Source organism: Anaerobranca gottschalkii DSM 13577, assembly GCF_900111575.1.
GTDB lineage: Bacteria > Bacillota > Proteinivoracia > Proteinivoracales > Proteinivoracaceae > Anaerobranca > Anaerobranca gottschalkii.
This window is the reverse complement of the sequence record NZ_FOIF01000002.1, coordinates 100,557-114,879: the sequence shown is the minus strand read 5'-3', so window position 1 is coordinate 114,879 and position 14,323 is coordinate 100,557. Positions and strand designations below refer to the sequence as shown.

14 protein-coding genes, 1 pseudogene and 1 riboswitch are annotated in these 14,323 nt (G+C 31.7%); of the genes and pseudogenes, 1 reads left to right on the top strand and 14 read right to left on the bottom strand.

The window, feature by feature from the left end; all coding sequences use genetic code 11:
* Position 1: 1 nt before the first annotated feature.
* From BMX60_RS01485 to BMX60_RS01460, 6 genes are all read right to left on the bottom strand, one after another.
* A complete protein-coding gene (locus BMX60_RS01485) occupies positions 2–823 on the bottom strand; it encodes an ABC transporter substrate-binding protein (RefSeq protein ID WP_091348290.1) in 822 nt (273 codons plus the stop codon).
* A 101-nt stretch (positions 824–924) separates the two neighbouring features.
* Positions 925–1,100: riboswitch (cobalamin riboswitch) on the bottom strand.
* 482 nt (positions 1,101–1,582) lie between these two features.
* Positions 1,583–2,872, bottom strand: a complete 1,290-nt coding sequence (locus tag BMX60_RS01480) for an ABC transporter permease (RefSeq protein WP_091348288.1) — start codon at positions 2,870–2,872, stop codon at positions 1,583–1,585.
* Complete coding sequence (locus BMX60_RS01475; RefSeq protein ID WP_091348285.1) at positions 2,869–3,525, bottom strand: ABC transporter ATP-binding protein; 657 nt, start codon at positions 3,523–3,525, stop codon at positions 2,869–2,871. The genes BMX60_RS01480 and BMX60_RS01475 overlap by 4 nt, the downstream gene beginning before the upstream one ends.
* On the bottom strand, positions 3,522–4,376 hold the full coding sequence (locus BMX60_RS01470; protein ID WP_091348283.1) for an HlyD family secretion protein: 855 nt from the start codon (positions 4,374–4,376) through the stop codon (positions 3,522–3,524). Before BMX60_RS01470 ends, BMX60_RS01475 begins: the two co-directional genes overlap by 4 nt.
* A gap of 8 nt (positions 4,377–4,384) precedes the next feature.
* On the bottom strand, positions 4,385–5,224 hold the full coding sequence (locus BMX60_RS01465; protein WP_091348281.1) for a hypothetical protein: 840 nt from the start codon (positions 5,222–5,224) through the stop codon (positions 4,385–4,387).
* 60 nt (positions 5,225–5,284) lie between these two features.
* Entirely contained in the window at positions 5,285–5,923 is a 639-nt protein-coding gene (locus BMX60_RS01460; protein ID WP_091348279.1) for a hypothetical protein, read from the bottom strand.
* Positions 5,924–6,728: 805 nt separating this feature from the next.
* Between BMX60_RS01460 and BMX60_RS12440 the strand changes: the two are divergent.
* Positions 6,729–7,426 (top strand): annotated as a pseudogene (locus tag BMX60_RS12440) (IS1634 family transposase); the annotation flags it as partial.
* A gap of 163 nt (positions 7,427–7,589) precedes the next feature.
* On the opposite strand, the gene BMX60_RS01450 reads toward BMX60_RS12440, so the two are convergent.
* The 8 genes from BMX60_RS01450 to BMX60_RS01415 are packed head-to-tail and all read right to left on the bottom strand — an operon-like array spanning position 7,590 to position 14,296.
* Positions 7,590–7,961, bottom strand: coding sequence for a DUF4342 domain-containing protein (locus tag BMX60_RS01450; protein WP_091348276.1), 372 nt, complete (start codon positions 7,959–7,961; stop codon positions 7,590–7,592).
* A gap of 11 nt (positions 7,962–7,972) precedes the next feature.
* Positions 7,973–8,716, bottom strand: a complete 744-nt coding sequence (recO, locus tag BMX60_RS01445) for a DNA repair protein RecO (RefSeq protein WP_091348273.1) — start codon at positions 8,714–8,716, stop codon at positions 7,973–7,975.
* A gap of 9 nt (positions 8,717–8,725) precedes the next feature.
* Positions 8,726–9,616: a GTPase Era gene (gene era, locus BMX60_RS01440; RefSeq protein ID WP_091348271.1), complete on the bottom strand. Its 891-nt coding sequence runs from the start codon at positions 9,614–9,616 to the stop codon at positions 8,726–8,728.
* Entirely contained in the window at positions 9,609–10,028 is a 420-nt protein-coding gene (locus BMX60_RS01435; protein WP_091348268.1) for a cytidine deaminase, read from the bottom strand. Before BMX60_RS01435 ends, era begins: the two co-directional genes overlap by 8 nt.
* A gap of 3 nt (positions 10,029–10,031) precedes the next feature.
* Positions 10,032–11,069, bottom strand: coding sequence for a DUF881 domain-containing protein (locus BMX60_RS01430; protein WP_091348266.1), 1,038 nt, complete (start codon positions 11,067–11,069; stop codon positions 10,032–10,034).
* 23 nt (positions 11,070–11,092) lie between these two features.
* Positions 11,093–11,785: a diacylglycerol kinase gene (locus BMX60_RS01425; RefSeq protein WP_091348263.1), complete on the bottom strand. Its 693-nt coding sequence runs from the start codon at positions 11,783–11,785 to the stop codon at positions 11,093–11,095.
* Positions 11,786–11,789: 4 nt separating this feature from the next.
* A complete protein-coding gene (gene ybeY / locus BMX60_RS01420) occupies positions 11,790–12,221 on the bottom strand; it encodes an rRNA maturation RNase YbeY (RefSeq protein WP_207648372.1) in 432 nt (143 codons plus the stop codon).
* A gap of 14 nt (positions 12,222–12,235) precedes the next feature.
* Positions 12,236–14,296 (bottom strand): HD family phosphohydrolase, encoded by a 2,061-nt coding sequence (locus tag BMX60_RS01415; RefSeq protein ID WP_143055885.1) that lies wholly within the window; start codon positions 14,294–14,296, stop codon positions 12,236–12,238.
* Positions 14,297–14,323 lie beyond the last annotated feature (27 nt).

Here is a 14,323-nt window from a genome sequence, read left to right as displayed (position 1 = left end):
ATTACTCACCCTTTAAAATTTTAGCTATAGTAGCTATCCCTTCAACAATCCTTGGACCAGGTCTTGATGTCAAATCACCATCGATTAGGTATGTTCTTCCTTCTTTAACGGCAGTTAAGTTTTGCCACACTGGTAAAGAAGTTAATTCCTCCGATGGTTCCCATGTATATAATATCACATCTGGATCTAGTTCTAGTAATTTCTCTGCTGAAAATTCTAACCAACCAGTTTCTTCTGCCGCTATATTAATACCTCCGCTTTTTTCTATAACTTCGTTATAAAAAGTTCCTTTACCAGTAGTCCAAAAAGCTGTGCTATCTAAGAGGATGAATACAGTTGGCTTTTCTTCAAGGGTTTCTTTTTGTATTTTCTTTAGATCATCTTTCATTTTATTTACTATTTCTTGTCCTTTTTCCTCAACTTTCAAGATTTCAGCTACCTTTAAAATATCTTCATATATTTCCTCAATTGTTGTAGGATTAAGTATAAGTACTTGGATATCTAATTCCCTTAACCTATCTGCTACTTCTCCTTCATTCATCAACAATACTAAATCTGGCTGTAACCCTACAATTTTTTCAAAATTAACATTAAAGGCATTTCCTACTTTTTCTATACTCAGTACTTCTTCAGGATAGTTACAAAAATCCGATACACCAACTAAATTCTCTAATTTTCCTAAAGCTGCAACGATTTCTGTGCTACTGGGTGCTAAAGATACAATTTTAAAATTTTCAGTTTGCTGTAGATTTTCTCCTTTACTACAGGCTACTAAGGTAAGGGTAAGAAAAAATACTATTACCAGTGTCAATAATTTTTTCATTTAAATCCCTCCTAATTTAATTAGGGGCCCATAAAAAAACTGCCCTTTTTGGGCAGTTGAAGTCATGAATAACTTTACCTTTTCCTTCTGCCCCCGAAAGGAAAAAGTTTTAAGTATTGGCAGGTCTCCTGGCTTAGGTATAAGGCCGATATCCCTTCCCGTTATTTTCCTAACAGTGGTATGATATGGCCAAACCATCACAGTGGCGGGTCCGCTCAGGCTTTGCACCTGATTCCCTATTCTCCTCTAACGAGGCACCAATACTCAACATTTATTCACCTAAGTCAATTATATTCTTTTTTTTGCCAACAATCAAGGATTAAAAATTATTTATTCTTTATAAGAGATCAATTGTTAATCATCAAAGAAGCAATAAAAGATCAAACAACTGATACTATTGAAAAAGGACTAAACTTTTGTATGAAAAATAAGCTATACAGTGCGGCAGACCATTTTTGGTAAAAATTAGGTGCCAACTCTACAAGTGGGGGTTTAGTCTTTCTCTTAAGGTGGAATAGAGCCTTAAAAAATATATTATACTTAACTACCATGGAAATTTCTACGAGGTGGATTCAGTCACTTAAGGTATGGTAAAAATGTTTCTATCAGCTTTTAATATATTTTAAGGATAGAGTTGACTCAGATTTAGATATCCAGTGCTGGGCTTTGCCTAGGAAATTAGGTATCCAAAATATTACCTATTTAGAATAAGGTCAATACACGTCAATACCCTAATAAAGTTATATATCAACCCTCATTTTAATCAAATCGTACGGCATCGACTATCTTTATCCTTGATCCATAAATTGCAGGGATTATGCTTGCTATAAGAGAAATAACAAGAGATGTCAATAGCGAAATCAATATAGAACTAGGCTTTATAACAAGTAAAAGAGCATAGTAACCAGCTTCTTGTAAGTAAATTATGACAAGTGATACCAAGACAAGGGCTAAAAAAATCCCTATAATAGCTGCAATTATTCCGTATAGTAAGCCCTCAATAATAAATTGTATAACTATATCTTCATCCGAAGCCCCACAAGATTTTCTTATACCTATTTCGTTAATCCTCTCTTTAACAGAGAAAAACATTGTATTCATTATACAAATTCCAGAAAAAATAATTATTAATAAGACACCCAAATATAGGGTTTTCCTAGTCTCAATTAACTCGAATTCAATATCTCTATAAATAGATTTGTAGGAGTGAGCACTAACTGAATGGTTATAATCTCTTAAATACGTATCCAAGGCAGTAAAAGTTGCTTCATAATTAGGTAGATAACTATAAACAAGTGAAATAAACCTTGAAGAAGCTTCCATATCATCATAGTTAGAAAAAAGATCAATTGAATATGGGACAAAAACCCTTCCATTGTAAACTGTATTTATCTGACTTGAATTTTTATTAAATTCGTAGTACTTTTGTTTTGAATCATCAGATGCTTCAATAACCCCTATTATCTGCAATGGTTCATACCTAAGTGATGAAAAATTATTACTAAACTCTCTGATAGGTATATAGAGGTATTTACCTATAGAATCATGATCTCCGAATAATAAGTATTCTAAAACTGAATCGATTACAACTACCCTGTTACCATTTAATATATCTTCTAACTCAATAGATCTACCTTTAACTAAATAAGTTTTAAAATAAGTGGTTGAAGATAATTCCTCAACAGGTACTAAAAAATCTGTAAAATTAGCATTTGTTAGTATAATTTCAACATTAATATTTTTATTATTGGAACTGTATATAATATATGACCCTGGCACACGCTGATATGAAGCATAAGTACCACCAACTAAATTATTAATATTATTCATCGTGGTAATATCCATTTGGCCAGTAACCACAATAGAATTAGTTCTCTTATAATCATTTATTCTTGTAAAGTTGCTTTCATAATAACTATCAATAAAAACATACCCAAAAGTTAATAGAAAGCAAGCCAAAACCATTCCGCTTACTGTCAGTGTAAACCTCACCTTATTCTTGATTATATATAATAAACATGTTCTTATATACAATACAGCTTTATTCATTTGAGAAGGACTCCCTCCTCAAGAAAAAATCTTGTAGTTGCTTGCTGTGCTACATTTATGTCATGAGTTACAATAATAATCGTTTTACCATCCATATTTAATTCTTTGAAATAATCCATAACTATTTGAGTATTTTCATTATCTAAATTCCCTGTAGGCTCGTCCGCTATTATAAGGTTTGGGTTTAATGTTAAAGCTCTACATAGAGAAACTCTCTGTTTTTCTCCTCCTGATAATAGGTTTACATCTTTATCTTTTAAATCTGTGAGATTAAACCGCTTTAAAAGAAAATGTATTCTCTCTATATGCCCTTGATTAATTCTTTGCCTTGAATATAGGTGAGGTAGCATTACATTTTCATATACTGACATTCCTGGAATTAAGTTATATGCTTGAAACACAAAGCCAATATTTTGATTTCTAACATGTGCTAGATGAGAACTATTTAATTTAGATATATCTTTTCCGTAGAAAAGATATTTACCTTTAGAAAATGAATCTATAAGACCTAATATATTTAGTAGTGTCGTCTTACCAGAGCCAGATTTACCCATAATAGATACGAAACTCTTTTCTGGAATTCTTAAGCTGATATCTTTAAGAACATCTTTCTTTTGAGGATAAGACTTGTTTATTCCCACTAACTCAATCATGGCAATTGCTCCAAATATCTGGCTCCATCAAATTCATTAGTAATCAAAATAAATTCATCTCCTAAGTTAACATTGTTAGACAGTATTTCGATATAATTCTCATCTTCTATTCCTACGTCTATATATACTCTCGTTATTAAACCCTCTTCTGAGAGTTTTTCTAGGTATGTACCTCTTTCATCCCTCTTTAATACCTCTTTTTCAATGAGTTTCACATCCTTTCTTTCCTCTAAAATAAAGTTTAGCTTTACCTGACTTCCAGGCAAAAAGTCTCCTTGATATCTTATTTTCACTTCTAGTTCACCGTCAAAAATTTCAGGTGAAATATATATAATTTCACCATCTAAGATTAAATCATTACTTCCAATAATTTTCACTTGTGTTCCTTGATTTATAAGTCGTTCCTCGTCTTGTGTTATAAATGTATAGATATAATAATCGCTAAAATCAATGTACTCAATTATTGTTCTATTTTTATTATGAATAATTTGCGAGATCCATCCATTATCCTTACTAGTAAATTCTCTATCACCCATAGTATACAACACATCGCCAATGGAGAATCTATCGCCTACTACAAATTTAATGTCTGGTTTTGTATTAGAAGTATCGATAGCAATTTGCTTCAAACTATCTTTACTTGGGACAACAATCCCACTTTTTGAAATATGATTAGTAATATTTCCTCTAAATACTGTGTAATGGGTATATAATAACCTTTCAGTTATACCTTCGTCTTGGATTGACCATCTATTTTTTTGTCTTAACCCGCCTGAAGCTGTAAAGACTAGAATTAGCATTAGAGAAGTACAGAGAATGAATATTATAATATACAATACTATTTTCTTCACGGTATCCCCTACCTTTTATCGATGTATTTCATTATGTTTTCAGGGCTAATATCCCCTATCTTTAATAACATGGGACCATGAGAGTAAAATTTTTCCCCTGTATCAACTACTATATACTCTATAATTATATCAGTAAACAAAAATGTATTATTATTAATGTTTTTAGTTTTCACTAAATCAAACGAAAACTGGGCTTCAGTTTCAGCAGGTATAAGTCCATTCTCAGTAACTTTTACACCATTAAAAAATCTAAGATTTTCTGCTTGTATATCTTGGTTAGTGAAGGAAATATTTTTAATATCTATAGCCTTATTAGTATAAATCCTATAAGATAATTGTTCTGTATCCCAATTCCTTGTAACAGGCGCACCATCAATATAAAAATCTTTACCATATAGATTGCCTTGTTCAATATTATTAGTACGATAAAAAATCACTTTATTCAATGGAAAATTTAAGTCAGTGTTATTTATTTTTAAATCCACAGATTTAACTTCAAAAAAGTTTTCATTTTCATCTAAATCAACAATATCTATTCGAAAATCATATATATAAAATCCTTTGTATGTATCCAACAAATCACTAAGCTCAAAACTAAAATTAGTGCCATCGATATTTGTGCCGTTGATTCCAATAACATCCATTTTGTCTATTCTTTGATTTATTATCAATACAGAGCCAAAGTATGCAAAATCATCTAAAATTACATACTCTATACTCATTAGCTCTCCACCGAAGAATTCAAGGTCTCCTTCTGCCTCACTTCTCTTTGAATCACCCCTTATATTCCATAATCCCAATATAATAAAAACAACTAATAAGATGCTTATAATAGCCTTTTTATTCAAGATTTTTCCTCCTTAAGTCAGTCAAATAGGTGATGTATCCACCTATTTGACTGTTAGTAGTTACAAATTATGTCTCCAGATATCTATGTCTCCAGTTGTAGTATGATACCTATATATTTGATCGTTTGTAGAATAACTTCTCCAGACTCGTAGGATTCTTTTATCAGTATTTACCCTATATCTGTCAGCATACACTGTGTGTTTTAATGAATATCTACCTGCAGGTGATGTTCTATTAAGTGTATGAGCATGTGTTATTGTACTTGTAACAGTATAGGTTTGAGATGTTGTTCTACTACCACCTATTTCACCAGATACTTTCAAAGCATTTACTGGAATACTTAGCCCAAGTTTACTAGAAATTGTACTAGTTTCTGTAGCAGAAGCTATTGTTGTTTTTGTTAGCTTTATTGTAAGCGAACTCCTATGATCAGAGGATCCTCTCCAAACAAATCGTCCCTCTGTTAATCTTTCAAGACCTATCTGATAAGCATAGCCACTATTTTGAAGTGTAGCATTGAATCTCCAATGTGTTCTCACTCCCAAAGGTCCTGTCGTATATTGTCCCGAATAACTACGTGAGCCCTTAGGTGTCGCTAAATAATCTTTTCTCACAAAGACCTCAGAAGCTGAAGCACTTAAACTAAAAATAAAAACAAGTAGAATGCTTAAGACAAAAACTCTTATTCCCCTTGTCATTTAATTTCCTCCTCTTAATTGTTATATAACAATAGTTGCCGGCTAACTATTATTAACTAAGTCAACTTTCGCATATTAACTTCCATATTTATTAGTGCAAGGAAAATATCTTGTCCTAAGGAAAAGGATACTGATGCAAAATATCTTTAATTGTCATGGCTTCTTGAAAGCGTGTTATTACATCCCAAATCTCTCTTGTACAAAAAAGGAATGGGGTAGATGGGCTGTAATACCATATTCATTCTGTTCTTATAACCGTCTGTTTGTTTAGTATAGGTTAGCTTAACATGCCATTTTTTAGTAATACCTTTAGACATTTAGATATATATTTTTTAACATGTTATTAGCATTTAATTAAGATTCTTAGCCTTAGTTTCCGAGGTTACTCACTGATTGTTTCTTCAAAACTATAAGGTTCTACAGTATCTATGGGTGCACAATGGCTGATAATATTTGACCACCAGTTTAGAAAAAATACTATCAGATAGTGTTAGTGTAAATAAAAATCTTTGAAATTGTAATTTTCATAATTCTTAGTTAAAAACTTATCATAAAGATCGGTGTTTGTCAACAAAGTTATCGCATTTAATTAAAATAAATTATGAGTTCTTGACCCGATTTGTCATTGACATGGAGCCTCTGCCCACAAGGTACTAGTCCTTAAAGGCAGCCTAATGATAAGTCCTGCCTCTTCAACAGGCTACCATGTGGGCTTCTCCATGTAAATGATACGGGTTTTTGACAGTTGAAAAGTAAATACTAATCTCAAAAGTTTTGAAAACAGGGCTTTTTTTAGTAAAAAAACACAAATTATTTTTTTGAGATTGAGCAAGAGTTTGGACTTAAACAATATGGTGCCTCGAAGGAACATAAGCCTAATCCTATCGTGCAAATGGGATTATTTATGGATGGAAATGGTATACCCCTTGCTTTTAATATCAATCAAGGGAATACCAATGAGCAAACTACTTTGAAACCTTTAGAGGAAAAAATATTATCTGATTTTAAGCTTTCTAAATTTATTGTTTCTACTGATGCTGGTTTAGCTTCTGAAAGTAATAGAAGGTTTAATAGTAAGGGTGACAGGGCTTTTATTACAACTCAGTCTATTAAAAAGCTTAAAAAACATTTAAAAGATTGAGTTTTAGATACAAAGGGTTGGTTTTTAAGTGACAGTAACAAAACTTATGATATTTCTTCTTTAGATGAAGATGTTCATAAAGAAAGTGTTTTTTATAAAGAGCCCACTTTACTACTTGTTTTATTGCTCTTATCATCTATAGATAGATTGAGCATAAGTTAGATGGCAAATATACATGTCGCCAAATAATTGATGGGCTAAGAGATATGAACTTCCTAGAGATTTATGGTGATGGTTATACTCCAACATATACTAGGACTGATTTTACCGATGATTTACATGAAGTTTTTGGGTTTAATACAGATTATGAAATAATTCCTTTTAAAGAAATGAAAAAAATTTTTAAGTTAACAAAAAAATAATTTATATTACTCATTTTTTAGGGTAAAAGAAACAACGTCTCGTAAATATGAAGGTCTGTAAACCCTTGATATTAAAGGGCTTACAGACTTTTTTCTCTTTTTTAACTTTCGAAAACAAGTTATATTCTTTTTTTTGCCAACAATCAAGGATTAATTAGACAATTTATTTATCTTCTTTTCTTTCAATTTCTATAGTACATTTAGTTATTAAGGCAGACAGTACCCCTAAAATGGCTAAGTGAGGTGCTAATAATACCCCAATAGCTCCTGCAGTAACAGGTATTTCTACTATAGTTTTATCTCCTGATTTTACTATTATTTTTGTTACATTTCCTTGGTGAATTATTTCTTTAATTTTTTCTACCAATTCTCCACCGGTAACTTGTATTTGTTCCCTCCAAACCTTTTCCTTACCTTCTAATTCTATGATAGCCTTTAAAACATCTCCATCTGCTTTTTCCAAAGCTTCGTGGGCAGCTTTGTAACTACAGCCCACCCGTTCCCTAATAATGTCAACTTTCCGTAATTCATCCATTAAAATCCCTCCTATGGTAAGTTTTTTAATAAACCTTCGCTCTTGAATACATGTCCTTCACAATGATAGTTTATGTATTTTCCGATAATAGATTCCACTGTTTTTAACTTATCTGGTGTTATATTTACATTTAATATTTCTTCATAGGTGGATTTTAATAAAAATATTAGTAATAAAATTTCATTTTTAGGCAAAAACATGTTATTTTCTGGAACACATTTACTGCAAAGGAGACCTCCTTCTTTAATACTAAAGATAAACTTTAAATCATCTCCTTTAAAACCACATTTGACACAACTTGTCAATGTAGGGGTAAAGCCTATCATGGAGATAGCTTTAATTTTAAAAGCTGTAAATATAGCATGACTTTGGTCTGGGAAAGTGTTAATAAACTCTAAAGTCTTGACTGTTAAAGCAAAGAACCTAGGATGCTCTTGATTTTCTGGGAGAAAATAATCAATAAACTCACAGATGTAATAACCCATAAAGGTAAGTTTTAAATTAGAAATTATATTTTTATAATTGGCAAGAATTTCACTTTGCCTTAATACAGCAAGATTATAGTTTTTTTGGAAAAATGTATACTCTCCATAGGTAAATGGTTGGACACTTGATGCTAATTTACTCTTTATTTTTTTAGCTCCCTTTGCCAACATATCCATTTTCCCTTTTTTTTGAGAAAAAATCCTAACTATCATGTCAGCTTCACTATAGGGAAAAGTTTTTATCACAATACCTGTAGTTTTATAAAGCATAGTATCCCCTTATTCATTATTATCTAAACCAAATTCTTTTAATGCTCCCGGTAAATCCCGCCAATTCTTTTTAACTTTGACCCATAGTTCTAAATAAACTTTACTGTTGAAAAAATGTTCCATATCTATCCGGGCCCTTTTCCCTATTTCTTTAAGGAGTTTTCCGCCTTTACCAATAATAATCCCTTTATGGGATTCCCTCTCAACGTAAATATTAGCAGATATATCTAGTAAATTATCTCCCTTTGTAGTCATTTGAACAACTTCAACGGCTACTCCATGGGGAATTTCTTCTCTAGTTAATTCTAATATTTTTTCTCTAATTAACTCTTGGACAATTACCCGTTCTGGTTGATCTGTTATCATATCATCTGGATAGTATTTCGGTCCTTCTTGAAAGAATTCTAAAATTAATTTTACTAAACCTTGGGTATTAACTCCCTGTAAAGCGGAAATGGCAATTACATCTTTAAATGGAAATAACTGTGTAAGCTGAGCTATCCTTTCTTTTGCATCTTTTTCCACCGTTTGATCAATTTTATTTGCCACTAATACTACAGGTGTTTTGACCTTTTGTAAACCTTCTAAGATAAATTGGTCTCCTCTGCCTACTGGCTGGGAAATATCTGTGATAAAGAGAATGACGTCTACATCTAAAGTAGAACTTTTGGCTGCTTTAACCATTGCTTCTCCAAGTTTATGTTTAGGTTTATGAATTCCTGGAGTATCGATAAACACTATTTGATAATCTTCTCCCGTCAATACCCCATGGATTTTAGTCCTTGTTGTTTGTGCCTTATCTGAGGTAATAGCTACTTTTTGTCCTAGTAAATTATTAAGTAAAGTAGATTTACCTACATTAGGTCTACCTATAATTGAAACAAATCCTGACTTAAACATTGTTGACCTCCTTCAAGGATTTAGGTGTAAAGGCACCTGGAAGTAATTGTTCTACTGTGGTTATTTGATATTCCCCATACTCGTTAGCTAAAATAACTGGAGCTTTTGGTTCTAAAAATTCAGCAATTACTTGCCTACAAGCGCCACAAGGAGATGCTATTAATTTACCATTACAGATAATGGCAATAGCTTTGTAATCCCGTATACCTTCTGAAACACCTTTAAACAAAGCAGTTCTTTCTGCACAATTAGTCAAACCATAAGAAGCATTTTCAACATTACAACCTGTTATTATTTGATCATCTTCAGTAAGTAATGCTGCTCCTACTGGATAATTAGAATAAGGGACATAGGCATTATTCATGGCTTTTTTAGCTTCATCAATAAGTTTTTTAATTACTTTTTCTTCCATATTTTATCTCCTCCTTGAATATGCTGGTAAAGTTATTTGATCAACAATTTGTACATCGTATTTTATACCTCTAGGATCAAACCTAGTTCTAAAAAAGAGAGATAATCCACTTTTTAAAATTTCTGGATTTCCAACCACATGGATTTCAATAGGTTCAACCCTTATAGGTTCATGATCTACGTGAATTACTGGACCAACACAACGTATAGAACTAGTAGTTGTAAGCCTTCTGCCATCTATGGCGATTCCTCTAGCACCAGAACTAAAAAGTTCATTAACTAAATCTAATAAATCTAGATCATGAATAATATAAGGGGAAATATTTCCATAAACATTGGGATTATCATATAATTTTATTATTAATCCTTCTCCTGTCATTTCTGCATATCCTGTGGCTATTCTCAAACTTTCTATTTCTGCCTTTAACATATCAATTTCACTTCTAAGCCTTTGTTCCTTTTCTTCACTTGACCTAGGTGTTACTAAACGAGATGTTCCGTGTTCAATTTCCATCTCAATTACCCTTTCCCATAGGATAGGGATGCTATGAATATATTCAGAAATTTCGTCCTTTACAGCTTGGGATAGTAATCCACCGTCATTAAATATAATATCCCCTTGTGTATTGAAAGAAATACTTATTCTCATAGGCTCAACAATAGAACTTAAATTATAATCCGAACTTACCATCGCTAAAATTATATTGGCTTGCCTTGATTCTGTTTCTCTCCTAATAATATTTTGGGTTTCATTACCTAAATTAACAATTACCCTAGCTAATTCATCATTACTATTTGCTAAGTTAATTTCATACATAAATCTTGCCAAAACATTCTGAACCGCTGAATTTGAGTAAACCCCTGCATCCTTTGCAACTTTTTGGTAATAATCAACTATGGTTTGGGCATATTCCTTAGCTGTCTTTAAACTTTGACCCTTTTCTACAAAGTTTGTTAATAATAAAAAGGTATTAATAACAAATACCAAAATTAACATTACAGCAATTATAGATAACTTTAAATCTACTTTTCTAGTATACATCCTTTTAGCCCCCTTTATAAAAGTTAAAGTAATACCACAAACCCTATAATTCCAAACAAAATTCCCAAAACTGCACCTAAAAGAACTTCAATCAATGAGTGCCGGTTATTATTCATGCGATTTTGGGCAATCATTAAAGCGATAGCTATGCTACACATTGTTAGAAATAGATTTTCGGATAAAAATAATACAGCAACGACAAAGGCAAAGGCAACTGTTGTTTGACCACTAGGTAATCCAAGGTTTTTAAAATCTGAGATAAAGGTTTTAAAAACAATAATTAATAATAAAAGTATTCCAACTAATGAATTGTATAGATAAAGGGGAACTTCTTGAATAGAAGTAATGATAGTAAAGGTTAGTTTATCAAATTTATCGAAGAACAGAACATAGCCAACAGCTACAGCATTTATTGAAGATACTAATACTGCTCCTGCCGCAACATTTTTAGCTATTTTTGCTAAAGGATGATATTTATCAGTAATTAAATCAATTGTAGCCTCAATAGCTGTATTTATTAGTTCCATAGCAATTACTAGAGAAACAGTAAAAAAAAGTACCGCCAATTCAATTTTAGATAGACGAACCACAAACCCCATAGTTAATACTAATAAGGCTACAGCATAATGGATTCTCATGTTCCGTTGAGTTTTAACACTGTATATGATTCCATCCACTGCATATATAAAACTATGCAGCACTTTTTTAATTTCCAAATTTTTACCCCCTTACAATTCCTAAACTAGATAAGATTTTTTCTTCTTTTTCTCTCATTAATTCATTTGGTTGATCATTATGGTCATAGCCTAACAAATGTAATAGACCATGAACAGTTAAAAAAGCTATTTCCCTTGTTAATGTATGGTTATATTCCTCTGCCTGCCTTTTAGCGGTTTCTAGTGAAATATATACTTCTCCTAAAAATTCGGGGGTATCAAAGGGGAAAGATAACACATCTGTCGGGCAATCTTTCCCTCTGAATCTAGAGTTTAAGTTTTGAATAAAAGGATCGTCTACAAAAATAATATTAACTTCATATTCCCCGTTTATTGCTTCTTCCTCAGCCACTTGCCGACATATCTTATTGATTAACTCTTCTATTTCTGCAGTGATTTCTATTCCTTCTATTTCTTCGATTATTGGATATAACATTTTATATTCCTCCTTTATTTATTAGGATATTGGATCCTTTGATGGAAAATTCCCATTATAACTTTTGTCAATTTTTCCTTTATTTTATTGATCTCATAAAAAGTTATAGGACATTGATCTAACTGCCCATCAGCAATTTTATTGTTTATAATTCCTTCAATTATTTGACATATTTTCTCTTTCGTTGGTTGCTTAATAGAGCGAACCGCAGCTTCTATGCAATCTGCAAACATTAGAATTGCTGCTTCTTTTGTTTGAGGTTTAGGTCCTGGATACCTATAATCATCTTCATTTACATTTTCTTCACCATATAGCTCTTTTGCTTTATGATAGAAATATTCCAATTTAGTAGTTCCATGGGATTGCCTGATTAAATCAATGATAATACCGGGAAGTCCAAAGCTTTTACCTAATTCAACACCCTGTTTTAAATGGTCAATTATAATTTTCGCACTTTCTTTTGGCTCCATAGAATCATGGATATTTTCAATCCCTAACTGGTTTTCTATAAAATAATAGGGATTTGTTACTTTACCAATATCGTGATAATAAGCTGCCACCCTTGCTAAAATAGGATCTGCCCCTATTTCTTCTGCTGCCGCTTCAGCTAAATTACCTACTATAATACTGTGATGATATGTCCCTGGAGTTTCCATTAATAAACGCTTTAATGCTCCATTATTAGGATTTGCTAATTCTAAAAGTCTTATAGAAGTAGTCAGGCTAAAGGCATTTTCTAAAAAAGGCAATATCCCAATAGCCAAAATACTAGCAATTAACCCACTTAACATTCCCATTATTATATCCATTATTAAGTTTTTTATCATAGTAGATGTTCCCCCAAAGGAACCGGTTAATAAAGAAATAGATACTAATATAATAACATTGACACCTGAAATTATGGCACCAGCTCTAGTTAAATCTGACCTTTGACTAACTTTATTAGTAGTAAATATAGCCACTAAACCAGATACCAAAACTAGTACTATAAATTTAAACTCATTTCCTACAATAATACTAGCAAAAATTGCTAAAACTATTGTCATCATTGTGGCTAGACCTTTATTAAACAAAATAGAAATTAATAGAGGTGCTAATGCTATGGGAATTAAATATATTGAAAAAAAGCTTAAAGCTTTAGCTAAAATCAAAGTTATTAACAATATTAAACCTAAAAGTAAGAGTTTATGGGAATTATAGTACACATCTGGCTGATACAAATATAAATAAACACCAATAACAGCAAAAATCGTTAGAGTTAATAATAATATTCCTAAATATAAAACTAAATCCTGGTTAGAAGTTTTTTGTAAACCTAAAGCTTCTAATTGCTTGATGTGATGTTCTGTAACAACTTCCCCTTTATCAATTATTTTAGAGTCTTTTAGGATTTTAACTTCTTCTACGAGCCTTCTGGCTTCTCTCCGATTTTGTTCAGTGGCTTCTGCTGAGTAAACTAAGTTGACCTTTAAAAATTCAGAACTTAATGTATAAAGGTATTCCCTTAATTCTAAATCAGTAGTTAAAGTATTAACTTCTTGTTTTAAATTATCTTGTGCATTCTCTAAAGTATTTACTTTTATCCCTTGATTTAACAACCTTTCAACAGCTTCATAAATTTTATTATAAATAAGGGCCCTAGAATTATCCGGTAAATTTGCAAGCTTTTCTAAAGCTGTTTCCTGTTGTAATGAATCGGGTAAAGCCTCAAATAAGCCCCTTCTGATTTCTTCATCAGATTCCAAAGCAATTTCTTCTATTTTTTCAAAAATAGAAGAAAGGCCTTTTAGGGCATGGTTAGTAATAGTTTGATCGTGAACATATACATCAGGAACATTTGCTACTGCTTCCTCTTCCGCTAATTTAGTTAGGTAAGGATCAACGACAGTTCTAGGGGCATAAATAGTTTCTGGTGAAACCTGTCCAACTTCCAAAGAATATTTAGGGGGTATTAACCCAACAGCTAATAAGAAAAAGGTAGTGATAAATACCCCAAAATATATTAAATAACGATAAGTTTTAGATTTCTGTAAAAATTTGGAACTTTTAACGGTAAATCTTTTTAGGTTAAACACTTCCCCCACCTCATATCTAATTATATC

Bases quoted from the DNA above. Each gene is read 5' to 3' on its own strand.
- BMX60_RS01485 (WP_091348290.1), bottom strand. From the start codon at position 823: ATGAAAAAATTATTGACACTGGTAATAGTATTTTTTCTTACCCTTACC.
- BMX60_RS01480 (WP_091348288.1), bottom strand. From the start codon at position 2,872: ATGAATAAAGCTGTATTGTATATAAGAACATGTTTATTATATATAATC.
- BMX60_RS01475 (WP_091348285.1), bottom strand. From the start codon at position 3,525: ATGATTGAGTTAGTGGGAATAAACAAGTCTTATCCTCAAAAGAAAGAT.
- BMX60_RS01460 (WP_091348279.1), bottom strand. From the start codon at position 5,923: ATGACAAGGGGAATAAGAGTTTTTGTCTTAAGCATTCTACTTGTTTTT.
- BMX60_RS01450 (WP_091348276.1), bottom strand. From the start codon at position 7,961: ATGGATGAATTACGGAAAGTTGACATTATTAGGGAACGGGTGGGCTGT.
- recO (WP_091348273.1), bottom strand. From the start codon at position 8,716: ATGCTTTATAAAACTACAGGTATTGTGATAAAAACTTTTCCCTATAGT.
- era (WP_091348271.1), bottom strand. From the start codon at position 9,616: ATGTTTAAGTCAGGATTTGTTTCAATTATAGGTAGACCTAATGTAGGT.
- BMX60_RS01435 (WP_091348268.1), bottom strand. From the start codon at position 10,028: ATGGAAGAAAAAGTAATTAAAAAACTTATTGATGAAGCTAAAAAAGCC.
- BMX60_RS01430 (WP_091348266.1), bottom strand. From the start codon at position 11,069: ATGTATACTAGAAAAGTAGATTTAAAGTTATCTATAATTGCTGTAATG.
- ybeY (WP_207648372.1), bottom strand. From the start codon at position 12,221: ATGTTATATCCAATAATCGAAGAAATAGAAGGAATAGAAATCACTGCA.